The sequence below is a fragment of the Thiorhodococcus fuscus genome (assembly GCF_042682685.1).
In the GTDB taxonomy this organism is placed as follows: domain Bacteria; phylum Pseudomonadota; class Gammaproteobacteria; order Chromatiales; family Chromatiaceae; genus Imhoffiella; species Imhoffiella fuscus.
The window spans coordinates 121,749-147,601 of sequence record NZ_JBHUHX010000004.1 but is presented as its reverse complement, the minus strand read 5'-3'; the positions used below and the strand labels follow the sequence as shown (position 1 = coordinate 147,601).

Annotated in this window: 22 protein-coding genes; 6 read left to right on the top strand and 16 right to left on the bottom strand. The window is 62.6% G+C overall.

The window, feature by feature from the left end:
- Positions 1–13: 13 nt before the first annotated feature.
- The 5 genes from ACFSJC_RS02285 to folP form a co-directional block, all read right to left on the bottom strand.
- The gene (locus tag ACFSJC_RS02285; RefSeq protein ID WP_386022600.1) at positions 14–2,152 is read right to left on the bottom strand and encodes a diguanylate cyclase; all 2,139 of its coding nucleotides are present in this window, start codon (positions 2,150–2,152) and stop codon (positions 14–16) included.
- A 114-nt stretch (positions 2,153–2,266) separates the two neighbouring features.
- Positions 2,267–3,583, bottom strand: coding sequence for a homoserine dehydrogenase (locus tag ACFSJC_RS02280; RefSeq protein WP_386022597.1), 1,317 nt, complete (start codon positions 3,581–3,583; stop codon positions 2,267–2,269).
- Positions 3,584–3,729: 146 nt separating this feature from the next.
- On the bottom strand, positions 3,730–4,932 hold the full coding sequence (gene alaC / locus ACFSJC_RS02275; protein WP_386022928.1) for an alanine transaminase: 1,203 nt from the start codon (positions 4,930–4,932) through the stop codon (positions 3,730–3,732).
- A gap of 140 nt (positions 4,933–5,072) precedes the next feature.
- Positions 5,073–7,469: a penicillin-binding protein 1A gene (locus ACFSJC_RS02270; protein WP_386022594.1), complete on the bottom strand. Its 2,397-nt coding sequence runs from the start codon at positions 7,467–7,469 to the stop codon at positions 5,073–5,075.
- 317 nt (positions 7,470–7,786) lie between these two features.
- On the bottom strand, positions 7,787–8,617 hold the full coding sequence (gene folP, locus ACFSJC_RS02265) for a dihydropteroate synthase (RefSeq protein WP_386022591.1): 831 nt from the start codon (positions 8,615–8,617) through the stop codon (positions 7,787–7,789).
- A 175-nt stretch (positions 8,618–8,792) separates the two neighbouring features.
- Between folP and ACFSJC_RS02260 the strand changes: the two genes are divergently transcribed.
- The gene (locus ACFSJC_RS02260; protein ID WP_386022588.1) at positions 8,793–9,287 is read left to right on the top strand and encodes a PilZ domain-containing protein; all 495 of its coding nucleotides are present in this window, start codon (positions 8,793–8,795) and stop codon (positions 9,285–9,287) included.
- Here the strand turns inward: ACFSJC_RS02260 and ACFSJC_RS02255 are convergent.
- Both ACFSJC_RS02255 and ACFSJC_RS02250 read right to left on the bottom strand, forming a co-directional pair.
- The gene (locus ACFSJC_RS02255) at positions 9,284–10,750 is read right to left on the bottom strand and encodes a glycogen synthase (protein ID WP_386022585.1); all 1,467 of its coding nucleotides are present in this window, start codon (positions 10,748–10,750) and stop codon (positions 9,284–9,286) included. The genes ACFSJC_RS02260 and ACFSJC_RS02255 overlap by 4 nt on opposite strands.
- 69 nt (positions 10,751–10,819) lie before the next feature.
- The gene (locus tag ACFSJC_RS02250; protein WP_386022582.1) at positions 10,820–11,269 is read right to left on the bottom strand and encodes a hypothetical protein; all 450 of its coding nucleotides are present in this window, start codon (positions 11,267–11,269) and stop codon (positions 10,820–10,822) included.
- A gap of 72 nt (positions 11,270–11,341) precedes the next feature.
- Between ACFSJC_RS02250 and ACFSJC_RS02245 the strand changes: the two genes are divergently transcribed.
- On the top strand, positions 11,342–11,533 hold the full coding sequence (locus ACFSJC_RS02245) for a hypothetical protein (RefSeq protein ID WP_386022579.1): 192 nt from the start codon (positions 11,342–11,344) through the stop codon (positions 11,531–11,533).
- A gap of 411 nt (positions 11,534–11,944) precedes the next feature.
- On the opposite strand, the gene ACFSJC_RS02240 is transcribed toward ACFSJC_RS02245, so the two are convergent.
- The 5 genes from ACFSJC_RS02240 to ACFSJC_RS02220 form a co-directional block, all read right to left on the bottom strand.
- The gene (locus ACFSJC_RS02240) at positions 11,945–13,129 is read right to left on the bottom strand and encodes a glycoside hydrolase family 57 (protein ID WP_386022576.1); all 1,185 of its coding nucleotides are present in this window, start codon (positions 13,127–13,129) and stop codon (positions 11,945–11,947) included.
- A gap of 195 nt (positions 13,130–13,324) precedes the next feature.
- Positions 13,325–15,415, bottom strand: coding sequence for a glycogen debranching protein GlgX (gene glgX / locus ACFSJC_RS02235; RefSeq protein ID WP_386022573.1), 2,091 nt, complete (start codon positions 15,413–15,415; stop codon positions 13,325–13,327).
- A 174-nt stretch (positions 15,416–15,589) separates the two neighbouring features.
- Positions 15,590–16,735 carry an MFS transporter gene (locus tag ACFSJC_RS02230; protein WP_386022569.1) on the bottom strand — a complete coding sequence of 382 codons (1,146 nt, stop codon included), beginning with the start codon at positions 16,733–16,735 and terminating at the stop codon, positions 15,590–15,592.
- Positions 16,736–16,844: 109 nt separating this feature from the next.
- The gene (aroC, locus tag ACFSJC_RS02225) at positions 16,845–17,951 is read right to left on the bottom strand and encodes a chorismate synthase (protein ID WP_386022566.1); all 1,107 of its coding nucleotides are present in this window, start codon (positions 17,949–17,951) and stop codon (positions 16,845–16,847) included.
- Between the two features lie 2 nt (positions 17,952–17,953).
- Entirely contained in the window at positions 17,954–19,297 is a 1,344-nt protein-coding gene (locus tag ACFSJC_RS02220) for a TolC family outer membrane protein (RefSeq protein WP_386022563.1), read from the bottom strand.
- Positions 19,298–19,519: 222 nt separating this feature from the next.
- Here ACFSJC_RS02220 and ACFSJC_RS02215 point away from each other — a divergent pair, with 222 nt between their 5' ends.
- Positions 19,520–20,521: a hydrolase gene (locus tag ACFSJC_RS02215; protein WP_386022561.1), complete on the top strand. Its 1,002-nt coding sequence runs from the start codon at positions 19,520–19,522 to the stop codon at positions 20,519–20,521.
- A gap of 14 nt (positions 20,522–20,535) precedes the next feature.
- Here the strand turns inward: ACFSJC_RS02215 and ACFSJC_RS02210 are convergent, their stop codons facing one another.
- A complete protein-coding gene (locus tag ACFSJC_RS02210; RefSeq protein WP_386022558.1) occupies positions 20,536–21,618 on the bottom strand; it encodes an adenylate/guanylate cyclase domain-containing protein in 1,083 nt (360 codons plus the stop codon).
- Positions 21,619–21,778: 160 nt separating this feature from the next.
- Between ACFSJC_RS02210 and ACFSJC_RS02205 the strand changes: the two genes are divergently transcribed.
- The 3 genes from ACFSJC_RS02205 (at position 21,779) to ACFSJC_RS02195 (ending at position 23,863) form a co-directional block, all read left to right on the top strand.
- Positions 21,779–22,219 (top strand): hypothetical protein, encoded by a 441-nt coding sequence (locus ACFSJC_RS02205; protein ID WP_386022556.1) that lies wholly within the window; start codon positions 21,779–21,781, stop codon positions 22,217–22,219.
- A gap of 282 nt (positions 22,220–22,501) precedes the next feature.
- Complete coding sequence (locus ACFSJC_RS02200) at positions 22,502–23,011, top strand: YbaN family protein (RefSeq protein ID WP_386022554.1); 510 nt, start codon at positions 22,502–22,504, stop codon at positions 23,009–23,011.
- 3 nt (positions 23,012–23,014) lie between these two features.
- Complete coding sequence (locus ACFSJC_RS02195) at positions 23,015–23,863, top strand: sirohydrochlorin chelatase (RefSeq protein ID WP_386022551.1); 849 nt, start codon at positions 23,015–23,017, stop codon at positions 23,861–23,863.
- Here ACFSJC_RS02195 and ACFSJC_RS02190 read toward each other — a convergent pair.
- Genes ACFSJC_RS02190 through ACFSJC_RS02180 form a run of 3 tightly spaced genes read right to left on the bottom strand, consistent with a single transcriptional unit; the run spans position 23,844 to position 25,835 of the window.
- A complete protein-coding gene (locus ACFSJC_RS02190; RefSeq protein WP_386022548.1) occupies positions 23,844–25,136 on the bottom strand; it encodes a hypothetical protein in 1,293 nt (430 codons plus the stop codon). The genes ACFSJC_RS02195 and ACFSJC_RS02190 overlap by 20 nt on opposite strands.
- Positions 25,130–25,405: a DUF2249 domain-containing protein gene (locus ACFSJC_RS02185; RefSeq protein WP_386022545.1), complete on the bottom strand. Its 276-nt coding sequence runs from the start codon at positions 25,403–25,405 to the stop codon at positions 25,130–25,132. The genes ACFSJC_RS02190 and ACFSJC_RS02185 overlap by 7 nt, the downstream gene beginning before the upstream one ends.
- Positions 25,398–25,835: a hemerythrin domain-containing protein gene (locus ACFSJC_RS02180; protein ID WP_386022543.1), complete on the bottom strand. Its 438-nt coding sequence runs from the start codon at positions 25,833–25,835 to the stop codon at positions 25,398–25,400. The genes ACFSJC_RS02185 and ACFSJC_RS02180 overlap by 8 nt, the downstream gene beginning before the upstream one ends.
- Positions 25,836–25,853: the final 18 nt, after the last annotated feature.

The following is a 25,853-nucleotide window of genomic DNA, read 5'->3' as shown; positions in this document are numbered from 1 at the left end:
CGGAAGCCGCCGATCAGCGGTCAATGTAGATTTCGACCCGATTCCGCCCCGACTGCTTGGCTCGATAGAGCGCCTGGTCCGCGAACAGGATCAGCGTCTCGGGCGCGATCGGCATCTCGGGCCAGACGGCGATTCCGACAGAAACGGTGATTGGTCCAAGCGAGTGCCCCTCGTACTCGAAGGACTCCGACTCGACGCGCTGCCGCAGGTCCTCGGCGCGTTGTCGGCAATCCTTGGCCTGCGTCCCGGGCATCAGGACGCAGAATTCCTCGCCGCCGTAACGGCAGACCAGGTCGGTTTGGCGAAAGACGCTCGCGAGGAGCGCGGCGAGCCGCTTGAGCACGATATCGCCGGCGGCATGGCCATAGGTGTCGTTGAAACGCTTGAAAAGGTCGACGTCGCACATGATGACCGACAGGGAGCGCCCGTGCCTCTTGGCCAGCGCGGTCTCGCGCTCGAACACCTCGTCGAGGAAACGGCGATTCTTGACCCCGGTCAGACCATCCTCATAGGACAGCCGGCGAAGCTCCGAATGCAGGCTCAGCTGCGAGAAGACGAGACCGATCTTCTCCAGGCCCAGCTCGATGAGCTGTCGCCATGGGGTTCCGGTATCCGAAAGTTCTCCGTCGCCCCGGGCCTCCGGTATCCGCAGCCAGAGCATGCCCAATTCGCGTTCGCCATGGCGAGGATCCTCATAGAGGACTGAAAGGCGCCAGTGGTTGTCGTCGGACAACAGACGAAACACCTCAGTGACCGGAACCAACGCGGGCGGCTGCGCTCTATCCGGGCCAGAGGGATCGAGCCATAAGTCCAGCAGACGATAGGCGCCTTCGCGCTCATCGCGCTGGTAATAGGCCCCGGCAAGGGGTCGACAGAGCGCCGGAAGACAGTGGATCAGGATCTCATTCGCCTCACTCACCCCGCCACTGTTCTGAAGATCGGAGAGTATTTTTTCGAGTTCCGCACGCTTCTGATTCTCGATTCCAAGCATCTTCGCTCGTTGCCGCTCGCGGCGCACCAGTCTGGCGAGCGCGGCCGTGCGCTTCCTGACTTCATGCTCCAGGGAGACGTTCATCGCCCGCAAGGCCGTTTGGGTGCGCGCATAGTGACGCAAGGAGATGATGACGATCGCCAGCGAGAATGCGAGCGCCCCCCAGGCGACCGGCACCTGAAACCACCTCACCAGATTATGCGCGACCGCCATATCGAGCAGGAGCAGCAGACTCAGCACGGCGTAAGCCGTCAGGATCGCCTTATGATCGGTGCTACCGCGCGCAGCAACCTGCGCCGCCGGGATCAGCAACAGGGTCAAGCTGATCGCGAAGCATCCATCGAAAAGCGGATAGGTATCGGCAAGCGACACCAGGCCCATCAGCGATAGCCCGACAGCCCCAATCAGATAGAGGAGATGGAACCTCCAGATCACGCTCACCAACAACACCCGAGCCGGCTTCAGCCAGCGCTCCAGCAAGATGGCCATGGCCACTGGAATCGTGAAATAGCCGATCGCGCCCATGTAATCCCAGAACAGGGGTCGGTCGATGAGCAGGAGATTGAGCTGGCTGCCGCTGAGCACCAGGCAGCCGGACGCCAGAGAAAAGAGCGCAATGGCGATGAAGTTGCCGCGACCCCGATTAAATAACCCGAAGATCAACGACAGGAAGGCGATCAAAATCGAAAAACCGCTGGTGATCAGACGCTCGATCGAGTTGCGAAGAATCTCCTGAAAGAGATCCACCCGCTCCATGATTCGGACCTGCCCCCATAGACCGATATCCATATAATCGGAATAGAGACGAAAATAGAGGGGCTTTCCCGAGCAACCGACCGGCAGCGGAATCATGTGCCAGGGCCAGCCCTCGAACCGCCCCTTGCCCGCATCATCGAAATGGCCGAACTGGTAGATCTTGCGTCCATCGAGATAGACCTCGACGATCAGATCGACGCTGAAGACATAGAGCACCGGATCGCGCCAATCCCCGTCCGGCAGGATAACGCGGTACCAGACATTCGTCCGCGACCCGCGCCCCGGCGGATTGGATGGAAAGGCAATGGGGGACCATCGATCCGCGCCCGTCTCCTGCGTCCACACCGGAATCCCATCCGCCGTGAAGGGTGAATCCCCCCAGCGATATTCCCAGCCCTGATCCACCTCGATCTCGGCACCCGCCCAGCACGATTGCCAGTGAGACCAAGAGATCAGCGTCAATAGGACCGCGAAGAGGTATCTCACTGTCGCGGGCTACCGCGCCCGACCCGTCGACATTTAGCCCGACAGGGTTTCCATGCGGATCCTCATGACCGGTTCCTGCACGGAATCGAGCGCCTCGATGCGGGAAAGCGCCTCGTTCATGCGGCCTTCGAGCACACGGTGAGTCAGCATCACCATCGTCACATAGGTCTCGCCCTCTCCAGGCTCCTTCTGCTTGATGGCCTCGATACTGATGCCCTGCTCGCCGAGGATGCTGGCGATGCGGGCCATGACGCCCGGCTGATCCAGCGCGGAGATCCGCAGGTAATAGGCGGTTTCGACCTCCTCGATGCGCAGCACCGGCGTATCGGCCAGTGCGTCCGGCTGAAAGCCGAGATGGGGTACGCGATTGTTCGGATCGGTGGTGAGACCGCGCACCACATCGACCAGATCCGCGACCACGGCGGATGCGGTCGGCAGCGCGCCGGCGCCGGCGCCGTAATAGAGCGTCGGTCCCACGGCATCGCCCTTGACCAGCACCGCGTTCATGACCCCTTCGACATTGGCCAACAGACGCCGCTCCGGGACCAGGGTCGGATGCACCCGCAACTCGATCCCGGTCTCGGAACGCCGGGCGATTCCCAGATGCTTGATCCGGTAGCCCAGCTCGGCGGCATAGACGACATCCATCGCGCCGATCTTGGAGATCCCCTCGGTGAAACACCGCTCGAACTGCAAGGGAATGCCGAAGGCCAGCGAGCCCATGATGGTGAGCTTGTGCGCGGCGTCGATACCCTCGACATCGAAGGTCGGATCCGCCTCGGCATAGCCCAGCGCCTGGGCCTCGGCCAACACGTCGGCAAAATCGCGGCCCTTGTCGCGCATCTCGGTGAGAATGAAGTTGCCGGTGCCGTTGATGATGCCGGCGATCCATTCGATGTGATTGGCGGCCAAACCCTCGCGCAGCGCCTTGATGATGGGAATACCGCCGGCAACCGCCGCCTCGAATCCCACCACCACACCACGCTCGCGCGCCGCCGCAAAGATCTCGTTGCCGTGCTTGGCGATCAGCGCCTTGTTGGCGGTCACCACGTGCTTACCGTTTTCGATCGCCTTGAGCACCAGCTCGCGTGCCGGGGAATAGCCCCCGATCAACTCAATGACGATCTCGATCTCCGGATCTTCGACCACGGCGAAGGCGTCGTCGCCGATTCGACCGATGCGATCCAGTCCACTGATGGTCTCGGGGCGATATTCACGCGCCGCAGCGAATGCGATCTCGATGCCGCGCCCGGCGCGTCGCGCGATCTCGGCCGCGTTCGAGGTCAGGACATCGACCGTCCCACCGCCGACCGTCCCAAGACCCAACAATCCGACCTTCACCGGTTCCATTCATCTCACCTCAATAGCCTTGATGGACCGCAAAGACGTCACCCCGTAGGCACTCCCGTCGGGGACGCGCGCCACATGGCCTGGCATGCAGCTTCGGCATGCCAGGCGGCACGAACCTTCGCGGTTCCAAATTTCAGAATGCGGGATCAGGCCCCTGCGCGCGAATCCCGGCGGAACATCTCCTTGATGCCACGAACGGCCTGACGGATGCGGTGCTCGTTTTCGATCAGGCCGAAACGGACGTGGGTGTCGCCGTATTCGCCGAAACCGATTCCGGGCGATACGGCCACCTTGGCCTCGCGCAGGAGCTTTTTGGAGAATTCGAGCGAGCCCATGTGGCGATACGGTTCCGGGATCGGAGCCCAGGCGAACATGGTGGCCTTGGGTGGCTCGATCGGCCAGCCCGCCGCGTTGAGACCCGAACAGAGCACGTCGCGCCGGCTCTGATACATGTCGCTGATCTCGCGCACGCAATCCTGCGGTCCCTCCAGGGCGGCGATGGCCGCGATCTGGATCGGCGTGAAGGTGCCGTAATCCAGATAGGATTTGATGCGCGCGAGCGCCGAGACCAGGGTCTTGTTGCCGCACATGAAGCCGACACGCCAGCCGGGCATGTTGTAGCTCTTGGACATGGAGAAGAATTCGACGGCGATCTCCTTCGCCCCCGGAACCTGCAGGATCGATGGCGGCTTATAGCCGTCGAAGGCGATGTCGCCATAGGCGATGTCGTGCACCACCCAGATGCCGTGCTCGCTGGCGATGTCGATGACCTTCTGGAAGAAATCCAGCTCGACGCATTGGGTGGTCGGATTGCCGGGGAAGTTGATGACCAGCATCTTGGGCTTGGGCCAGGACTCCTGGATCGCCTTCAGCAGCTCCTCGAAGAAATCGACCTCAGGCGTCAGTCGCACATGGCGCACGTCGGCCCCGGCGATGATGAAGCCATAGGGATGGATCGGATAGGCCGGGTTGGGAACCAGAACCGTATCCCCGGCGCTCATGGTGGCGAGCGCCAGATGGGCCAGACCCTCCTTGGAGCCGATGGTGACGATCGCCTCGGTCTCCGGGTCCAGATGCACGTCGAAACGATCGCGGTACCAGTGACAGATAGCGCGACGCAGGCGCGGAATACCACGCGACACCGAATAACGGTGGGTATCCTTGCGGGCCGATGCCTCGACCAGCTTGTCGACGATGTGCTGGGGGGTCGGCTGGTCGGGATTCCCCATGCCGAAATCGATGATGTCCTCCCCCCGCGCTCGTGCCTCGGCCTTCAATTCGTTGACGATATTGAAGACGTAGGGCGGCAACCGCTTGATGCGGTGGAAATCTGACTCGGGGGCGACCACGGAGGACCTCATTGATGGTGGTTGGGTGAAAAGATTGAGAGTCTACCGCTGCGGACGCGAGATTCAAACAAGCTCAAGACACAAATGGCCCCACGCCCCCAGTCAAACCGGGATTCGCATCGACCTCGACGCCAGCGGACTCAGAAAAGATCGTCCATCACCCGGGGCGCCGAGCGTTTGACCGAGGCAGAGGATTGCCTGGAGGCGGACGGCGCAACCGCGACCGGCTCCGACTCGGCCTGCATCGGCCTGAACTCCTCCTGAACGTACTCCAGCACCCCGTTTTTGGCGTTCGTCTCCACCCCGCGGGCCGGATCGACACGCACCTCGATCAGACCGGATGGCGGATCGAGCGTCGCGACCGGATGCCCATCCAGCGCCTGCTTCATGAAATCGACCCACATCCCGAGCGCGGCCTTGCCGCCGCCCTCACCGCGACCGAGCTTGCCGAAATCGTCGAAGCCCATCCAGGCGACGGTGACGAAATCCGCCTGAAATCCGGCGAACCAGGAATCCCGAACGTCGTTGGTCGTGCCCGTCTTGCCGACGACATCGGGACGATCGAGCTTCAAGGCGCGTCGGCCGGTGCCGTGCTCGACGACCTCGCGCAGCAGAGAGGCCATCTGAAAGGCGGTGCGCGGATCGATGATCCGCTCGGCCTGGCGCACCGGATCGAGGCCCTGGGTCGTCGCGGAGTCCGCCCCCCGCTTGTACCAGCAATCGAGACAGGCGGTCGGCGGGTTGGCCTGGAACAGGACCCGTCCGTTGCCGTCCTCGATCCGCTGGATGAAATAGGGGATGACGTGATAGCCGCCGTTGGCGAACACCGCATAACCCTCGGCCAGTTTTACCGGCGAGAGCTCCCCGGTGCCGAGCACCATCGACAGTCCCTTGGGCATGGCCTCCGGGCCGAACCCGAACCGGCCGATGTACGACTGGGCCTCCTCGATCCCGAGACTCTGTAGCAGATTGATGCTGGCCAGGTTGCGCGAGAGGGCCAGCGCCTTGCGCAGACGAATGGGACCCAGCTCCTTGTGGTCGGCGTTCTTGGGACGCCAGCGCTCGCGGCTAGGCAGCCTGACGGCCTGATCCTTCACAAGGCTCGCCGGGGTCCATCCCCTGGAGAGTGCGGCGGCGTAGACGAAGGGCTTGAAGCTGGACCCCGGCTGGCGGCGCATATCGACCGCGCGATTGAATTTAGTGTCGGTAAAGGCGTAGCCGCCGACCAGGGCGCGCACCGCCCCATCGTGCGGATCGATGGAGATCAGAGCCCCGGCGACGGCCGGAATCTGGCTCAGGGTCCAACCGCCCTTCCCGTCCTCCTTGAGACGAATCAGATCGCCTGCGGCGACGGCGTTGGACGCGCGGCGTTTCGGGCCGCGCCAGCGCGCCAGATTGCGGTTGCCACGGGCCCAGGAGAGCTGCCTGGCGCCGAGCGAGAGACGCTTGCCCTGACCGAGATAGAGATCCGCCCCACGCGCGCTCATCCGCGTCACCAAGGCAGGAACCAGGTCGGGGATCTCCATGGCCTTGGCGAGATAGGCGTCCATGTCGTCTTCGCTCATGCCAGCGATCTGGACCACATCCTCGGGACCACGGTAGCCATGACGTCGGTCGTACTGCCTCAAGGAGGTGCGCACCGCCTCCTGGGCCTGCGTCTGCAAACGGGGGTCGATGGTGGTGGTCACCCGATAGCCCTGGCTGATGGCGTCCTCGCCATAGAAACGAAGCATTTCGGCACGCGCCATCTCGGCGACATAGCCAGCCTCCAGGTCCGGCTCGCGGGCGTGCAGGCTCGCCATGTCAGGCGTCGCGATCGAGATCGCGTATTCCTCCTGGCCGATGTATCCCAGTTCGAGCATGCGTCCAAGGATGTAATCGCGACGCTCCAGCGCGCGTTTGGGATTGGTCGTCGGATTATTGGCCGAGGGGGCCTTGGGAATACCGGCCAGCATCGCCGCCTCGGCAACGGTCAGCCGATCGAGCGGCTTGTCGTAATAGAGCGCCGCAGCGGCGCTGATTCCATAGGCCCGATGCCCGAAGAAAATCTTGTTCAGATAGAGCGCGAGGATCTCCTCCTTGGTCAGGGTCTGCTCCACATGGAGCGTCAGCAGCACCTCCATCAGCTTGCGCTGGAAGGTCTTCTCCGGCGTGAGGAAGAAGTTGCGCGTGACCTGCATGCTGATGGTGCTGGCACCCTGTGCCTTGGCGCCGGTCTGCAGATAGCTGAGCAGCGCACGCCCCATGCCGACTGCGTCAACCCCTTGGTGCTCGAAGAAACGGCTGTCCTCGGTGGCGAGAAAGGCCTGGATGACGATCGGAGGCACATCCTTGAGCGCAACCGGTCGGCGGCGCTGGATCCCGAACTCGGAGATCAGGGCACCATCCGATGCGTACACGCGCAGCGGTTCCTTGAACTGGACGTTGCGCAGGGTCTCGACGTCCGGCATCTCGGGCAGCGTGACGTCGACGAAGACCGCCGCCCCGACGAGACCGATGACCAGGATCTGCAGCGGCTGCCCGAAGGCACTGGACAAGAAGTGCAGGAACCATCCAACGACGGAGCACGGCGCACGACCCAAACGCCGCCGCGCGCGCTCAGACGGGGGGCGCTTCGGCTGCTTCGTTGCCTTGGGCTGAATCTCGCTTGTGTCAGACGGAAGACGGGCATGCGCCGTTGCTGGATCGGATGCTCTCACCAAATTCCACTCCGCCCATGACCGATACCAAAGGCCCTGGGTCTGCTATCTCGCACGGATCCGGGGCATGACAGGGCCAGGATTGTACACCAAGGCGGAGAACCGCCGAGCCCAGAGGACGCGCCTGACGGTCGACGAAACAGCAAGGACGCAGATCAGAGACCGGCCTTGCGAATCGCCCAGGCCACATCCGCCGCCTGGCGATTACCGGCGACATCATGGACGCGGAAGACGCGCACCCCCGCCATCACGCCGATCGTGGTCGTCGCGCAGGTCGCAGGCATGAGCTCAGCCGCCTCGACACCACCACAGATGGCGCCCATGAAACGTTTGCGGCTGGTACCGAGGAGGACAGGAAAACCGAGATCCACCAAGCACTGGAGTCGCGCGAGCAACGACAGATTGTGCTCGGAGCGCTTGCCGAATCCAATACCTGGATCGAGCAGGATATTGGATGTCTTCACGCCGACCGTCAGAGCCGCTTCGATCCTTGAGGACAGATGATCGCGCACCTCGATCACGACGTCCTCATAGCGCGGATCGTCCTGCATCCGGTCGGGCCGACCCTGGCGATGCATGAGCACGATGGGCACCTCGCGTTCGGCGGCCAGGGCCAGCATGCGCGGATCGTCCAGCCCGGCGGAGATGTCGTTGATCCAATTCGCCCCTGCATCCAGGGCCGATTCGGCCACCTCGGACAGGGTCGTATCGATGCTGATGGGCACCTCGGCCGGGATACGCTCCCGCAAACGACGAATGACACCGAGCACGCGACGTATCTGCTCATCCGCTGCAACCGACTGGGATCCGGGGCGCGTCGATTCGCCGCCGACATCAATGATATCGGCGCCCTCTTCCAGCATCTGGAGCGCCCGAGCCAAGGCGTCGGCGGGATCCAGATAGCGACCAGCGTCCGAGAAGCTGTCAGGCGTCAGGTTGAGGATACCCATGATCTGGGGGCGATAAGAACAGGAGGACGGGGTCATCGCGGCGGTCCGAATTCGGTGTTGAAGGTCTGGTCTTGCAGAAATCGGGCAGGATAAGCCGAGCGCCCGGTCCTGGCGAGTCGCGTATCAACCGGATCGCCGAAGCACACCAGAAAAGCAACAACCACAGCGTTGACCGAAGATCCTTATTTCATTAAGAAAAATACGTTCATTGATGACCTGTTACAAAGTCTTTGAAGCGGTCTATACTTCTCGCCCGGTTAGACGCCGCTTATCAACACGACCAGGGGAGCATGCGATGATCTCGGATACGAGCGCGGACGAACGACGCACGTCGAAACGTGTTTCCTGGGAGTGCCTAGCACGCTTGCTCCCACTAAGCCTCGAACTCCAGAGCCGCGTCGTAAGCATGCACCAAGTGGAGGGACGCAATATCAGCGAGGGCGGTCTTCAGATCTGCAGCGACCGCCTCTTCCCGCTCAAGTCCAGACTGCTCGTCGAGATGGAGTCGCCCGAAATACCGGAAGGCATCCAGGCGGTCGGGTCCGTTACCTGGGTTTCGCCCACGACATCCGAGAACCGTTGGTGCCTCGGCATCGAGTTCTCGGACGTGGGCGACAGCGCCTTGACCAGCATCCGCGTCCTCATGCATCAGGATAAACGGCCCATCCAACGTCGACGCACGATCACGACGGCGCAGGCGCTCTAACGCGAACGAACGTGGGCGTAGATGTCCCTGTATTGATCGGCGGGCCGACTCCATGAGAAGTCGGTCCGCATGCCATTGACCCTGAGCTGCCGGAAGTATTCCGGAAAACGGCGCCACAGTCCCAAGGCGCGCCTCAGGGCTCCCTCCAGCCCCTCCTCCGTCGGATCGTCGAAGACATAGCCGTTGCGCGACTCGAACGGCTTGTCCGAGTAGTTGGCATCGTGCACCGTATCCGCCAGTCCGCCCACGCGACGCACGATCGGCACTGCGCCGTATTTCATGGCGATCATCTGGGTAAGGCCGCAGGGCTCGTAGAGACTGGGGATGAGGAGCATGTCGCATCCGGCGAAGATGAGATGCGCCAATGCCTCGTCATAGGCCAGCACGAGACGGCAGCCGGCACTGTCGTCCGTCTCTGCCTTGAGCCGGCTGAATTCAGCCGCGATCGCCGGATCGAGCGCCGATCCGAGCAGGACGAACTGACACTCCGCTGCGGCAAGAAAGCGAATCGCATGACGGATGAGATCGACACCCTTCTGACGGTCCAGACGACTGACGACGGCGAAGATCGGCGTATCGACCTCGGGCAACCCCACGCGCGTGCGCAGAGTCCGGCGATTGATCACCTTGAGCGGAAGCGTATCGGGGCCGAAGTTGACCGGGATCAGCGGATCGCGCTCGGGATTCCAGACGGCGTCGTCGATCCCGTTGAGCACCCCGCCGAACTTGTCCGCATAAGTCTGGAACAGCGACTGCAGCCCCATTCCTTGATCGGTATTCTGTACCTCCCAGGCATAGCGCGGCGAGACCGTATTGATGAAATGGGAGAAGACGATACCGCCCTTCATGAGATTTGCCAGACGGTCGTCACCAGGATCCAGCAACCGATCCGAGTGCATCAGCCTGGCCGGATCGAGCCCCACCTGACGCAAAATCGGCGCGTCCACCCGCCCCTGATAGCCCAGATTGTGCAGGGTGTAGCACAGACGCATCTCGGCGAGCGCCGAGTGCTTGTAGACCTCCGACCAGAGCACGGGAATCAGCCCGGTCTGCCAATCGTGACAATGCAGAATGTCCGGAGGGCGCCCCGATTGCAGCAGATATTCCAGAACGGCGCGGGAGAAGAAGACGAAGCGCTCGGCATCGTCGGGCTCGCCGTAGATCCGCCCTCTGCGGAAATAGTCTCGCCCCAGAGGATCGATGAAACGCACGGAAACGCCACCGATCTCGCCCGCGAGCACCCTACAGTCGATGCGGGCGTCATGATGCGGAACCGACAGACTGGGCTGGATCTCGTACAGATTCTCGACGGCGTCGAGATTGGCGACGTCGTAATAGGGAAGCAAGACCTCGACCCATTCGCCGCGCTTGAGCAGTTCGTGACTCAAGCCCTGTACAAAATCCCCGAGGCCACCGGCCTTGGCAATGGGGGCGCACTCGGCGCTCACCATGGCGATATGCATACGCCCGATCTCCTTGCCCGCTGATGTCCGAGCGGTCCGACGATGTTCGATTCCGATCCTCGCGCGGTCTCAATCTTCGCGTGAGCGGCTCAATTCGGGAGGCGGTTGAAGGTCCAACGCCCGACGCAACAGATCGGGATCATCGACCTTGACCAAAAACTGGAAACGCCCTCCAGGCCCAACGAGATAGCGATGTCCGAACAGATCGACCTCGGAATTGGGCGCCGCCCAACCTTGGATGCGAAGCTCGGCCTCAAGCAGTAGCTGCGTACCTCTCGATGCCGGCTGACCATAATCCAAACGCGGGATCTTGAATGCGCGATCGGTCTCACTCTGCGGCGACGCCTGCTGCTCCAGGCCACCCTGCGTTTCGGAAGCCGCGCGATGTTCGTCATCGACCGATTCCAGGCGCCCGGCCCCTAGCGCCCGAACGGCACCGCCCTGAAGTGGTTCGGCTGGATCATGGTGGTCGACGTCCAACAACCCGGCGGAGTCCCTCGCCTCTGAAGGATAGGACACGAGTCCCGTACCCTCCTCCCGTGCATGCGTCCGTCCCTCGTTCGCATAAAAGGGCAGACCGAGGCTGGAGACATGCTGCAGCCCGTTCGAGCGGGCCAGAGAGAGCCATCCCCCCTTGGCGTTGACGAGTCCAAGCTCGACCTGGAAGCGGGCATGATCCTGTCCAACGTGGAAGATGGTCTCGCCTTCCCCACCGATCCCCGACAGGAAAAGCCGTTTCTCCTCGACCGGCGTCGACCGCCCTTCCGCATCTATCCGCTGTAGACGCAGGATCGGAAACAGAGTCCCGCCATCCGGTGGAAAGGAGTCGGCGAACCTGAAGAGATCGTTCGGTTGCAGCGCCCAACTGGCATGCAGCCGACCATTTTCGCCGGTAAAGATGGCGACCCGCGTCCCGCTGATGACATGCGGGAAGACCGGATCGAGCCGATGCGAGGGAGGAGCTAGATCGGAGGCCCTTTGCGAATCGGCGGTCTCGCCTCGAGCCCGAGCGCCAAAAGCAACAGCCCCCTTGGTGAGATCCGAATGGCTGTCGATTGTCAGATCCCCCGCAGAAACAGCACAACCGTTTGGGTTGTCGAGTCAAACACTGGTTTTCGAATCAAAAGGTTTTGGAATCCTATGTATCGAAGAGTCAAACCCAAAGAGAGGTCGATGGGGCCAGACATCTAGACGTCATCCGTGCCGCCCCACCAAGACTCGCTCCACCTCGGCCAAGGCGTGTTCGGCCGGCTGGGTACGAGCATAGAGATGAGGAAGCCAGGCATCTCCCCAGAAGAGAAAGCAACTGGTCTCGGCCTCCAGAATCAGACGCCGCGCGCGCACCATGGACTCGGCGGCGACCTCGTAGCCACTGGGTCTAGCCCGACAGAACTCCCAGTAACGCGCGGCAAGCCGCCAAACCTCGGTCAGCGCCTCGCTCTGGCGCGGGCTTCCAGCCCAGCGCGACAGATCTTCGCCCTCGACCGCCCCCCAGGCGCTGGTCTGAAAGCTCGCACGCGGCAGGGGACGCATCTCGGAGAGATACTGGCTCAGACACACCGGCTCAATCGGACACCCCCCGGAACGCCGCCCCTCCATGTAGGGGGCAAAGAAATAGCCGAAGAACCCCGAAGACTCCTGCTGCTGCCGGAACCAGCCACCGTTCTCGCCATCCGACCAGCTCGTCGCCAGGCGTCGAGCCTCGGGGCGCGGCGAGGCGGCGGCCCGCCAGGTCACCTCGCCCTGGAACCAGACGAGATCCAATCCGCTACCCTGAGCCTGCGACAGATCGCGGTCGCGGGGGACGACGCTAATACAGACCCCATCGTAACAGACCTCGTAGGGTCGAAAGATATCGCTGAGGCCGTCCTCGGGGCGCGCATGCACACCGTCGATGACGACATACTCGTAGCCGGCGCGAACCAGATCCGGAATCATCTCGACCGAAAAGGCCAGCTCCGGCGGCCAGAAACCGCGCGGGGCGCGACCGAACACACGCTCCATGATGGCGCAGCCGCGCTCAAGCTGCTCGGGCCAGTCCAGCCTGGAGATCAGCGGAAAGATCGGATGATAGTAGCCCGTCCCGACCAGCTCGACGTTCTCGGCGTCACGATAGCGCTGCAGCATAGCCGGAATGTCGACGACATGCCGATAGCGATCGACGATGTCCGGATCCAGCAGCTGCTCAAGCAGCACCCCCGAGAATCCGACATGCAGCTTAGCCACGTCTCGGTATCGCTCGGCATAGCGAACGGCACGCTCGTAACAGCGCATGATCGCCTCGGCCTCGTCCGGGCTGCATTCAATGAGCGAGCGCAGATTGCCCGGAGGCTGATGCATTTGCAGACCGAGCGCGTGGTAGAGGTTGGTCTCAGTCATGGATCCTCACAGTGAGCAGACCACATCACCTTCGGCATCTCGGCAACGGTCGGCCGGCCACGAGCGATCGACCGAGCGAAAGGGTCGCGGATGCGATCGGACGCCGCTCGCGACAACATTAAACAAAGCGCGGATGAGGGTCAAAGGCCGACCCGCCAGAGTCGCCGCGCAACTCGGCCTATCGAAGATGCCGGATCAGCGCCCTTCCAGAACCACGAGGCTATGCGAACGAATCAGCAAGGCGTTGGACTCGACCGGTGTCTGATCGGCTGGCTCCATGAGGTCGGTCGGCGCAGCACGCGCCGTATCCAGGGCCAAACACCAGCGCAAACCATCGGTCGCGGGAATCTCGAAGCAGCGCGCCCCCGGACTCATATTGACCATCACGTGCAGCATGGCCTCGTCCGGGGTGGCCGGCCCGAGCGTGAAGGCCAGAACCTGGTTCCCGGGATCATCCCAGTTGGGCTCGCCGATTTTTTCGCCGTGCCAGATCACGTCCGGCAGATCGCTGCCGGAAACTGGCTGACCGGACAGGAAATGGCGCCGCTGCAGACTCGGATGACGCTTGCGCAGCGCGATCAGCCCACGGACGAACCGCAGCATCGAGGCATTGGTCTCGACCAGCGACCAATCGAACCAACCGAGCGCGTTGTCCTGACACCAGACGTTGTTGTTGCCCTGCTGGGTCCGAAGCACCTCGTCGCCGGCCAGCAGCATGGGAATGCCCTGACTCAGGAACAGCAGGGAGAGCAGGTTCTTGGCCTGGCGTCGACGCAGACGTAGGACTTCGGCATCCTTGGTCTCGCCCTCCACGCCGCAATTCCAGCTCAGATTGTCGTTGGTCCCATCACGATTGCCCTCGCAATTGGCGAGGTTGTGCTTGCGATTGAAAGAAACCAGATCCCAGAGCGTGAAACCGTCGTGACAGGTGACGAAATTGATGCTGTTGGTCGGCTTACGCAAATTGGCCTGGTAGAGATCGCTGCTCCCCGATAGACGGGTCGCCACCTCCGGCACCAATCCCGTGTCGCCGCGAACGAAACGGCGGATCGTATCCCGATAGCGCCCGTTCCATTCCATCCAGCGATAGCCGGGGAAGCTGCCGACTTGATAGAGCCCGGCCGCATCCCAAGCCTCGGCGATGATCTTGGAGGCCGCCAGGGTATCGGAGAGCTCGATCTCCCAGAGCACCGGCGGATTGGCCATGGGACGCCCGTCGGCATCTCGCGCCATCGCGCTCGCCAGATCGAAGCGGAAACCGTCGACGTGCATCGCGCGCACCCAGTATTCCAGCGCATCGAGGATGAAATGGGTCACCATCGGATGATTGGCGTTGACGGTATTTCCGCAGCCGGTGAAGTCCAGATAGATGCCTTTGTCGATACCGTCCAGACAATAGAAGGTCTCGTTGCCGAATCCCTTGAAGGTCAGGGCCGGCCCTTCGCCCCCCCCCTCGCTGGTGTGGTTGAAGACCACATCGAGGATCACCCCGATACCGGCCCGGTGCAGCGCCTTGACCATGTCGCGGAATTCGCGACGGTGCGTGCCCTGTTCGGGCGTGACGCAGTAGCCGGGATGTGGCGAGAAGAATCCGAACGTGCTGTAGCCCCAGAAATTGCGCAATCCCGCATCCCAACCGGCCTCGGGCACGTCCTGCTCATCGAAGGCCATGACCGGCATCAACTCGACATGTGTGATGCCCAGCTCTTTGAGGTAGGGAATCTTCTCGATCAGACCGAGAAAGGTCCCCGGATGCCGGACACCCGAATTCGGATGACGCGTGAAGCCGCCGACATGCACCTCGTAGATGATGGTCTGCTCCGACGCCAGTCGCAGCGGCGTATCGCCTTCCCAGTTGTATTCCTCGGCCAACACGATTCCCCTGGGCGAATCGTGGTCGATGACGCCCTCGCGCTGCCGACGCCAACGATCCCAGGCGCTGACGTTGACCCCTCGCGCCCAAGGATCCACCAACTCGATACGCTCATCAAAGCGCCAGCCGTGAATATGCGGATCGTTCGGCCCCTCCATGCGCCAGGTGTAATGCGTCCCCGGCGGAAGATCGACGACCAACAGATGCCAGGAAAAGAAGGTGCGATTGATCCGAGGATCCAGCCGAATGACCTGGAAGGGCGCCTCGCTGTCGGCGCCCTCGTAGAGCAGTAGCTCGGCCCCGGTGGCATGACGACTGAAGACGGAGAAATTGACGCCGTCGTCCTCCACAGTCGCTCCTGGAGGATAACGGCGTCCCGAACGAACGCGATAAGAACCCTGAGAGACTGGCATGGCAGCGGTGCGCCTGTCGATATGGACGTTACGAAATAGGGAGTGCCTGAACGCAGCCAGTAGCCGGACAGCCACATCGGACGATGCGCCGGGCGTGAGTTCTGTCGATCATAACATGCTGAAGCGGCGCGTCATTCCTTTTCACCGATCGATCCAAGACGCCTGAAAGGACGCTCATGCGTCCTGCCCGAACGACTCCCGGGTCCAGCGCCACAGGATGTAAAACCCCAGAGCCGACATCAGCGCACCAACCCCAAAGGTGACGAGCGGCCCCGATCCGGCCCAGAGGACTCCGCCGATCAGACTTCCCGCCGCCCCGCCGGCACCGAAGCTGAGACTGTTGTAAAGCGCCTGCCCCCGCCCCTGGGTTCGCCCCGGAAAGAGATGATGAACCAGATGGATAGCCGCAGCATGAAAGGTCCCGAACGTCGCCGCATGCAGAAGCTGCGCACCGATCTGGACGAGGAGAATGTCGACGAAGGCCCCGATCGCCAACCAGCGCACCACGGCCAGCCCCAGGCTCCAGAGCACCACCCGTCGCGCGCCGAAACGTTCGAGCAGACGGTGCATCACCAGGAAGATGATCACCTCGGCAACGACGCCAAGCGCCCAGAGCTGACCGACCGCCGTGCTGGAATAGCCGGCCGATTCGAGATGAATGGAATAGAAGGCGTAATAGATGCCGTGACTGAACTGCATCAGGAAGCAGGCCGCAAAAAAGGCCAGAACCTCCGGCCGACGCAGCAGATCCCGCAGCGACGGCGAGGTGCGATCCCCCGCCGTCGAAGCGTTGTCGGGGATCACCAGGGTGATCGCAAAGATCCCCAGCACCAAGAAGAGCACCCAAATGGGCACGATTTCCAGCGAGCCATGCTCGACGAAGGCCCCAAGCGCGACCACCACGAGGACAAACCCGACGGAGCCCCAGACACGGACCAGCGCATAACCTGTCGGACGCGCACGCAGATGATTGAAGGTAATGGCCTCCATCTGCGGCAGCGAGGCATTCCAGAAGAAACTGAAGAGCAGCAGGGCCAAGGCCATGCCCCAGAAGCCCTCGGCGACGAAGACACAGAGAAAGCCCAGCAGCGACAGCAAAGACCCGACCTGAACCAACCGAATCCGCCGCCCCGTCCGGTCGGCGACGTGCCCCCAGAGCATGGGGGCAACGATCTTGGTGGCCGAGAGGATGGCCATCAACTGACCGATCGCCAGCGCATCGAATCCGTCGGCCTGAAGATAGAGCCCCCAAAAGGGCACGAGTGCGCCAAGCGAGGCGAAATAGAAGAAATAGTAGCCGGACAAACGCCAGTAGGGCATGGGATGAGGGGCTCGTCACGGACCTGGACGAGGTCCTTGTCGGGGAGTGGAGAAGGAGGCGATCCGCCTTCACCGCATCAGAGCGACGAAGGCGGACCCAAACGCGACGTCAGCTGGACGACGCGCGGGGCGGAATCGACTGGATCGGCGCAATCGCGTCGGCATTCTGGCCGCGTTGGCGCAACAGATGATCCATGAGCACCAGTGCCAGCATGGCCTCGGCGATCGGCGTAGCGCGAATGCCGACACAGGGATCGTGACGCCCGGTGGTGACCACCTCGACCGAAGACCCGGAGCGATCGATGCTGCGCCCCGGAAGACGCATGCTCGACGTCGGCTTGAGCGCGATCCGCACGACGACATCCTGCCCCGAGGAGATACCACCCAGGATGCCGCCTGCATGATTGGAGAGGAAGCCGTCCGGCGTCATCTCATCGCGATGCTCGGTCCCTTTCTGCGCAACGCAGGCGAAACCGTCGCCGATCTCGACACCCTTGACGGCATTGATGCTCATCATGGCATGTGCGATGTCGGCATCCAGCCGATCGAAGATAGGCTCGCCAAGACCGGTCGGAACACCGCTCGCGACGACGGTCACCGCCGCACCGACCGAGTTGCCCTCGCGACGCAGATCGTCCATGTAGGATTCGAGCTGGGGAACGGACTCGGCGCAGGGCCAGAAGAAGGGGTTCCGTTCGACCTGATCCCAATCGAAACCGACCGGACGGATCGCGCCCAGCTGCGACAGATGACCGCGTATCCGGATACCGCAGCGCTCGGCCAGATATTTCTTGGCGATGGCCCCGGCCGCGACGCGCACTGCCGTCTCGCGCGCCGACGAACGCCCGCCACCACGATAGTCGCGCACGCCGAACTTCTGTTCGTAGGTGTAGTCGGCATGCCCCGGTCGATAGCGGTCGGCGATCTCGGAGTAATCCTTCGAACGCTGATCCTCATTGCGAATCAGCAGCCCGATCGGCGTGCCCGTGGTTCGTCCCTCGAAGATCCCTGACAGGATTTCGACGGTGTCCGACTCCCTGCGTTGCGTCGTATGGCGTGACTGGCCCGGCTTGCGTCGGTCGAGATCGACCTGTAGATCCGCCGCCGAGAGCTCCAGCCCCGGGGGGCAGCCATCCACCACCCCACCGATCGCCGGACCATGGCTCTCACCAAATCCGGTGACGACGAAGAGCTTTCCAAAACTGCTTCCAGACATGATCAGTTGACGGGAGGCGTAATGAGGTCCGAAGGATTCAACCAGGCGTTGCCCTTGGCCAGCACATCGCGCGTCAGGGTGCTGGTCGCCTGATGGAGTTTGACCCCGTTGATAATATAGTTGTAGCGGGCGCTCAGGTAGTCGTATTCGGCCTGGAACAGATTGCGCTGCGCATTGAGCACGTCGACCTGGGTGCGCGTACCGACCTCCAGTCCTGCCTGGGTCGATTCGAGGGCCGAGCGCGCCGAAACGATCGCCGCCTGTCGGGCCTTCACGTCCTCGATGTTGGAAAGAACGCCGCGAAAGGCATCGCGAACCTGTTGATTGACGGAACGCCGAGTCTGATCGAGACGATCCTGTGCGGCCCGGAACTGATAACCGGCCTGGCGGGTACGCGAGGTCACGGCACCACCCTGGAAGATAGGCACGTTGACCGAAAGGCCGACGAACGCGGTGTCGGTATCCGAATTGTATTCGGCGTCGGAGCGCGTCAGGTCATAGCCCGCCTGAAGATCGACCGTCGGATAATGGCCAGCGCGCTGGATATCGATCTCACGCTTGGCCGAATTCGCCGCCTCGCTCGCGGCGATGATGCCGTAGTTGCTCCGAATCGCCGTGTTCGCCCAGGCGTCGAGCGAATTGGGCTTCGGCGGCGCCAGCGGAAGTGTGTCGCCCAATCGCGCAAGCGGGACGCTCGCCGGCCCCACGATGGTGCGCAATGCCTCCCAGGCATTGTTCAGGACGTTCTTGGCAGTGATCAGTTCGGCACGCGCGCTATCGTAGGCGGCTTGACTCTCGTTGACGTCCGTGATGGCGACCAACCCCACTTCGAAGCGCTGCCTGGACTGTTCCAGCTGACGCTCGTTGGCGCGCAGATACGCCTCCTGGACGGTAACGGCATCAGCGGCTCGCAGGACGTCGAAATAGGCCTCGGTGGTTCTCACCATGAGATCGATCTGATTATTTCGAAACTGGGCTTCGGCCTGAGCGATGACATTGTCCGACTGCTTGAGACTGAGCCAGTTGGCCCGGCTGTAGACGGACTGCTTGACTACCGCCTGCAGCCCCTGAGAGGAATAATTGTCCTGGCGATCATAGGAGAGCCCGTTGGTGGAACGGCCAGAGCTGTCCACGTTTTGATACCTGGTGTCGCCCGACACACTGAAGGACGGCAGCAACAATGCGCGCGCCTGAGGCTTCGCCTCTCGGGTCGCGAACAGGGTTTGCTCCGCCTCGCGCAGCTTGGGATCGCTCACCACAGCCATGTCGTAGATTTGGAGGAGATCCTCTGCATTGGCGACACCGCAGAGGCATAGGGTGAGCAGGGCCGGAAAGAGTTTCCGCATCACTGTTGGTTCCTGATCCAAGCGGAAAAACCGCATATTCATATAAGTAATCAGTATAGGGGACAAGTGCTATCGCCCTCAACGCGTCGGCGAAACGCACGACCACCACGACCGACCTGTGAAGAGACCAGGCACGCTTTCGCCCCATCGATGTAGCCTGAGCAGCGAACCCCGTCCCCTTTGTGCGAAACTGGGGCACCCAGAATTTTCGACACCATCCTAGTGAACAGCGCCGACGCACACCTCTCCCCTAACCACGGACGTATCATCAAGAGCGGTTTCCAGCCAGCCTGGTGGCTACCCGGCCCTCACCTTCAGACGCTCTGGCCGAGCCTGACCCGACCTCGGCCCAAGCTGCCCTTGACCCCACGCCGCGTCGAACTCGCCGACGGGGACTTCATCGACCTGGCCGTCGGACGTCCGCTCGGACCGCGCGTCCTGGTGATCCACGGGCTTGAAGGCAATCTCGAATCCCATTACGCCGGCACGCTGCTGCAAGCACTCGAATCGGCCGGTTACCAGCCGATCTTCATGCATCTACGCGGATGCTCGGACGAGCCCAACCGTCTGGACCACGCCTACCATTCTGGGGCGAGCGAGGATCTAGCCGAGGTTCTGGCGGAACTCGAACAGGATCCGGAGGGGATGCCGCTGGCGGCGATCGGCTTCTCGCTCGGAGCGAATCTGCTACTCAAATATCTGGGCGAGCGGGCCACGCCGCTCGTTAGAGCAGGGATCGCCGTCTCGGTTCCGTTCGTTCTGCGCGACGCCATGCTCCGTCTCGACATGGGGGCCTCGCGCATTTACCGGCGCTACCTGCTGGACAAGCTGAGGCACAATCTGCGACGCAAGTTCGCCAAACGCCCCATGCCGCTCTCGGTCAATCTGGATGAAATCCAGGACTTCAATCAGTTCGACGAGCTTATTACGGCCCCATTGAACGGATTCGATGGCGTCTTCGATTACTACAATCGAGCGAGCTGTCGGCCCTTCCTGCAGACCATCGCCACACCCACCCTCATCATCCAGGCCAAGGACGACCCCTTCATGTTTCCCACCACCCTGCCCTGGGAACACGAACTCGGTCCGGGAGTGACGCTCGAACTCGCCGAGCATGGGGGACATGTCGGTTTCGTCGCCGGACGCTCACCCAGACAACCCGTCTATTGGCTGGAGCAGCGTATTCCCGAATTCCTCGCCGAGATCCGTCGCCGCGACACCTGACCCAAGAGGCGGTCTCACTTCCCCCAGAGCATGTGATCGACGTACTGCTTCACCTTACGGTGCCCTGGGGTGTCGATGGTCGTGAACTGTAGATTGGTGCGATAGCTGCCCCGGTCGCGCCTGGAGCGCAGGACCCGCGCATAGACCTCGACCGGATTCTCGCCGCCAAAGTCCGGCGACAAGGACATGACGACCTCCGAGTAGGTCGGCAGGATCAATGGCAGATCGGCGCTCATCCCGAAGTAGCCGAGGTCATTGACCTTGCCGACGAAGCGCTCCGAGAGGATGCGCTTGTCCTCGATACGGCGGAAGACGACCGGAAAGTCGACCAGGATACGCGGCGATTTACGCACCTCGATGGAGGGTACCGCGAGCGTTCGAGGATGGGTGACCGCCTTCAGTTCGTAAAGCTTGATCGGATTCGACTTGCCCTTGACCATCACCTCGTTGACGGCACCGATTTTGATCTGTTCGACCGCGCCACGATAGACCGCCTCGCTCAACAGGACCTGTCCGCGCAGCGTATAGGACTCGATCCGGGCCGCCAGATTGACTGGATCGCCGATCACCGTGTACTCGCGATAGACGTCGGAACCGAAGCTGCCGGCCATGACGTCACCCGTACTGACCGCAATTCCAGCGTAGATCCGAGGCTCGCCCCGCGCCTCGCTTTGGCGGTTCAGATCCGCCATGGCTTGCTGCATCTCGACCGCACAGGTCAAGGCCCGCAACAGATCGTCGCTACGCCGCACCGGGGCACCGAAGAGCGCCATGACCGAGTCGCCCATGAACTTATCGACGATACCGCCATTGCGCTCCACAACCTGCGACATTGCGGCGAAAAAGCGATTCAGAAGCTCCACCATCTGGACCGTCGGCAGCGATTCCATCATGGCGGTAAAACCACGCAGATCCGCGATCAGGATAGTGGCTTGAGTCCCGACGATGGTCTTGGATACCTGCAGAAAATCGACGAGCTTCGCCGCGAGACGCTCGCGTGCGACCTCTTCAAGCTGGGCAGGAGCCGCTACCCCATTCACCCCCTCCAGGGCGCCGGACAAACCGGCAAGTAGCAACTGTCTGTCTTTGTACTGCATAGCCGCGAACTCACTCCGTCGGACCAGAAATTGACAATCTTCATGGGTCTTAACCCGTCAATAGCGCCATTCTACAAAGAACGCGCACCACATTCGGCTATCGCAAGCCATCCTAGCGGCGCAACCCTTTCGAAAACCCTCCACCTATCGAGAAAAACGCATGGATCGTTTTACACGAAATTACAGTATCGCACTCGGCCTCCTCATCATGGTGGCTTTGGTGTTCTGGATCAAATCCTCCTGGCAGCCGCACACGTGGGATCTCGACAAAATCTTGACATCGGACGCCACGCTCGCCTCTTATCCCTACCAGTTCCGAGTACGCTCGCTGAAGGACGGCGTGGCCACCATCTCGACACCGCGCTCCTATGACATCCCTGCAATGCGCTTCCTCGAAATCATCCATCCGAATCTCGCGGGCCTGGCGCAGGACGACCCCAAGATGGTCGCCGCCCAGCAGGATCTCATCAATCACCAAAAGCGGGCCATGGGGCTGATGCTGGCTCAACCCCAAGTGAAGAGCGTGGACTGGCAGCTCGACACCCAGTGGTTGGCGGATCACGGGGTCCAGGTTCCGTCGCGTACTCGACCCGGATCCTGATCCGCGTCTTGACGATCAGGCACGGCGCTCGCCGTGCCTTCTGGCGGCACCATTCACTGAGGTCCTGCTTCATCAGCGAACCCTGCACTCAGGCTTCCGCTCCGACTCCAGGCAACGCAGGCGCGCCCGAAAGACAACCCGGACCGAAACCGGCTATAGTTGCACGCCTAAACCTTACCGATTTCATCCGGTTTCACCTGCGCGCCGCGCGGCGGGATTTCGAGCACGCATTGAAGCGGCTTCGCAGACCGGACGCAAGACACCAACCCGGAGCAGCCCACCATGCAGGCCGATAAGCAGCCACTCGAATCCAAACACGCGCACATCAGCCCTAAACGGCGCATGGTGTACAACCTGCTGGCATGGCTCTGCTTCGGTCTGGGATTCGTCGGCATCCTGGTGCCGCTGATGCCGACCACCGTCTTCTGGATCTGCGCGGCCTGGTTGTGGCTGCGTAGCCGCCCGCAACGCGTTCGTTTCCTCGTCGACCATCCGCGCTTCGGCGAATCCATCCGACGCTTCCTCGAGAGCGGAGAAATCTGCCGAACCGGGAAGAAGGCCGCCATCATCGGAATGAGCTCAAGTCTGCTCATCTGGCTCGTGCTCGTCCGGCCAACCTGGCCGATCGCCCTGCTGGTCGGCGGCATACTCGGACTGGTCGCGCTCTGGATCGGCACTCGCCCCGAGGGCTCGCCCAAGGCGCCAGCCCAGACCACAGTGACGCTCGATCCAAACGCCTGGTCACGCAATCGAGCGGCCACAAACGCCTCGCCGAGCAACCCGCCAGGTTGAACGATGCGCCGCATCCTGCTGGTCGATAACGGATCCAAGCGCGCTGAATCGACGCTCAATCTGCGCCGGATCGCCGCGTTGCTGTCAGAACGCACCGGCGAACCTGTCCAGCCCGTCTCCCTGCTCCACTCGGACCAAATCGCTCCCGAGCGACTCGACGGACAACCGACCGAGACCTTCAGACAAGCGCTCGAACAGCTGCTTGCAGCGGACCAGCGCGATCTCGTCCTGCTCCCGCTCTTTTTCGGCCCGACGCGCGCGCTCTCGCGCTTCATTCCCGAATCGGTCGCCGAAGTCGAGCGCCGATTCGGCCCCTGCCGGCTGCGGATCGCACCCGAACTCTGTCCACTGCCAGAGGGTGAACCACGTCTGGTGGATATCCTTCTCGACAATCTCGATCAGGCAGCCCAGGAGGCGGGTATCGAGCGCACGAGCATCGTTCTGGTCGATCACGGCTCGCCCACCCCAGAGGTGAACCAGGTCCGCCGCTGGCTCGGCGCGCGCCTCGCCGAACGACTCGGCCCCGACGTTCAGCTCCAAGAGGCTGTGATGGAACGCCGTCCGGGCGCGGCGTACGATTTCAACGGCCCGCTGCTCGAAGCGGTGCTCGATCGCATCGCCCGAGAGAATCGCGGCCCCATTCTGCTCTCCATGCTCTTTCTCGGGCCGGGACGACACGCAGGTCCCGGTGGCGATATCAGGGACATCTGCGACGCCATTCAGGGGCGCCATCCTGGATTGCAGCTTCACATCGCCCCACTGGTCGGAACCCATCCGGGACTGATCGACATCCTTCTCTCCCGCTTTAGCGAGGCGGAAAACCGCCCGCCGATCAGGCCAAGCGCCGACTGAAGCTCCGATACTGGGCATAGCAGCGCCACTGTAACCACCAGAGAAAGCCGATCGCGCCCACCGTGGCGAGCCCGCCCAGCCGGACGAGCCAGACCGAAAAGACGCGTTCCGGCCAGGCCGCCGCCAGCAGCAGCAAGAACAGCGCCACCAGATAGAGGCCGAACTGGATCAACGCCGAACACTCGGGAATGAAGGCGTGCATGTGCGGAATGCGCACGTCGAAACGGCGCCCGGAGAGCTGCCGATACTGGAGATGAAACCAGCTGAGGAAAGGCATGATCTTGAACAGCATCCCGCTCGGCAGCGCGATGCCGACCCCGACGAAGGCCAGAACGCCGATCGGCTCGGCCCGACCGCCCCACACCCAAAGCAACACGGCCAACAGGGCCGAGGTCATCGCCGTCCACCAATAGAGCAAGGTGGCATCGATCCGTGGGCGTTCGCGCCGATACTGGCGGTCCAGCGTCACCAGCGCAAAGGCGATGACTCCCATCAGCGCCAACCCGAACCCGGCCCAGGCGCCCCTTCCGCTTCCCATCGCCAGCGAGGCCAGCGCGAGCCCGGCGACCACGACCGGAACCGCGCCCTGCATCAGCCAACGCGGATACCCAGGTGTCACATGGAACATAGGCACGACCTGATAGGCGACCCCCATGACGAGCACCCCAACCCAGCCCAACAGTCCCCAGGCCAGATGCAGATTCACCCAATGGGCGAAGTCGGATCGCACAAAGCGGACGCTGTCGGCGCCCAGCAGACCGGCGATCAGCAACAGCCCGAGCGCCAATGTCGCGAAGAGACCGGCCAGGGCAAAACGCATCGCAATCACCGTGTATCGAGCGCCCCGGGCACGCCGCAGCGCGGCACCGATCGCCCAGCCGAACAGGAGCACGCAGACGGCAAGCGTCAGGCCGCCGAGCACCAGCAGTCCATGGCGCCCCCAATAGAGCCCAACACAGAGGAATAGCGTTCCAAGGGTCAGCAGGATCTGAGTCGAGCGCCCGACCAGAAGCGCGCGCGCCACGGGAGAACCCGCCAAGACCGGCAGCATCTGAAAGAGCGCGCCGCACATGATCTGGGTCAGAAATCCCAGGGCCAGCAGATGGATCGTCGCCAGGGCCGCCGGGCTCCAGCGCGTCGCCAGAATCTGATCGCCTTCCAGCACCATCACCAGGGCCGCAAGCAGCGCGAACAGCGGGGCCGCCATGAAGAAGGCGAACGGAATGCCGATCGGGGGGGCCTGATCGAGACTGAGCCCGGCGGTGTTCAGCATGGAATTCTCCAGGCCAGATCGGCCTGCGAGGGCGGGTTGGCGAGCGGCCAGATGAGGATCTCGACACGCGGATCCTCGCCCAGCGTGCGCCAGCCATACCCCATGCGCCGGAGCAGATCGTAGAGCGGAAAGGGCTCGCGCCGATGCAGCACCCAGAGCGGCCGCCCGGGCGGAAGATCCGCCAGCGCGTCCAGCACGCGCTCCAAGGGCGCTGGAGGCGCCAGCCGGCTCACATCCAGAACCTGGGGCACGACAGGAGGCTCAGACATCGGCCATACGCTCGGCGAAATCGCCAGCGCGCCCGCCCAGCACCTTGTCCGCCATGGGATAGAGCACGCTCTCTTCCTTGTAGTTGTGCTGCTGCACCAGAAAATGCAGCGTTTCGAGGATACCGAGATAGGCGGTGCGATCCTGGCCTTGGACGGACTCCTGGAGATCCTCGAACAGATGGCGCATCTGGGCATGCTCGGAGCACATGACCTCGATCGGACTCGCCGAGCCCGGAAAGCGCTCCGACAAGGCGGGAAACAGCGAGGACTCTTCCTGCTCGAAGTGCCGCTCCATCGCCTCGACCAGCTCTCGTGCAGCCTCTTTCATGAGTGCCCAGTCGCCATCCTTCGCCGCTGACTCGGCCGCCGCCAGTCGATGGTCGCAGCGGTGGTGATCCTGGGCAAAGGTGTCGGTGATACGAGAAGACATGGCCGGGTCCTGTTGGAG

Excerpts from the sequence above, each read along its gene's own strand:
- ACFSJC_RS02280 (WP_386022597.1), bottom strand. The coding sequence starts at position 3,583 with ATGGAACCGGTGAAGGTCGGATTGTTGGGTCTTGGGACGGTCGGCGGT.
- folP (WP_386022591.1), bottom strand. The coding sequence starts at position 8,617 with ATGACCCCGTCCTCCTGTTCTTATCGCCCCCAGATCATGGGTATCCTC.
- ACFSJC_RS02260 (WP_386022588.1), top strand. The coding sequence starts at position 8,793 with ATGACCTGTTACAAAGTCTTTGAAGCGGTCTATACTTCTCGCCCGGTT.
- ACFSJC_RS02255 (WP_386022585.1), bottom strand. The coding sequence starts at position 10,750 with ATGCATATCGCCATGGTGAGCGCCGAGTGCGCCCCCATTGCCAAGGCC.
- ACFSJC_RS02245 (WP_386022579.1), top strand. The coding sequence starts at position 11,342 with ATGCTGCAGCCCGTTCGAGCGGGCCAGAGAGAGCCATCCCCCCTTGGC.
- ACFSJC_RS02240 (WP_386022576.1), bottom strand. The coding sequence starts at position 13,129 with ATGACTGAGACCAACCTCTACCACGCGCTCGGTCTGCAAATGCATCAG.
- glgX (WP_386022573.1), bottom strand. The coding sequence starts at position 15,415 with ATGCCAGTCTCTCAGGGTTCTTATCGCGTTCGTTCGGGACGCCGTTAT.
- ACFSJC_RS02230 (WP_386022569.1), bottom strand. The coding sequence starts at position 16,735 with ATGCCCTACTGGCGTTTGTCCGGCTACTATTTCTTCTATTTCGCCTCG.
- aroC (WP_386022566.1), bottom strand. The coding sequence starts at position 17,951 with ATGTCTGGAAGCAGTTTTGGAAAGCTCTTCGTCGTCACCGGATTTGGT.
- ACFSJC_RS02220 (WP_386022563.1), bottom strand. The coding sequence starts at position 19,297 with ATGCGGAAACTCTTTCCGGCCCTGCTCACCCTATGCCTCTGCGGTGTC.
- ACFSJC_RS02210 (WP_386022558.1), bottom strand. The coding sequence starts at position 21,618 with ATGCAGTACAAAGACAGACAGTTGCTACTTGCCGGTTTGTCCGGCGCC.
- ACFSJC_RS02205 (WP_386022556.1), top strand. The coding sequence starts at position 21,779 with ATGGATCGTTTTACACGAAATTACAGTATCGCACTCGGCCTCCTCATC.
- ACFSJC_RS02200 (WP_386022554.1), top strand. The coding sequence starts at position 22,502 with ATGCAGGCCGATAAGCAGCCACTCGAATCCAAACACGCGCACATCAGC.
- ACFSJC_RS02195 (WP_386022551.1), top strand. The coding sequence starts at position 23,015 with ATGCGCCGCATCCTGCTGGTCGATAACGGATCCAAGCGCGCTGAATCG.
- ACFSJC_RS02190 (WP_386022548.1), bottom strand. The coding sequence starts at position 25,136 with ATGCTGAACACCGCCGGGCTCAGTCTCGATCAGGCCCCCCCGATCGGC.
- ACFSJC_RS02185 (WP_386022545.1), bottom strand. The coding sequence starts at position 25,405 with ATGTCTGAGCCTCCTGTCGTGCCCCAGGTTCTGGATGTGAGCCGGCTG.
- ACFSJC_RS02180 (WP_386022543.1), bottom strand. The coding sequence starts at position 25,835 with ATGTCTTCTCGTATCACCGACACCTTTGCCCAGGATCACCACCGCTGC.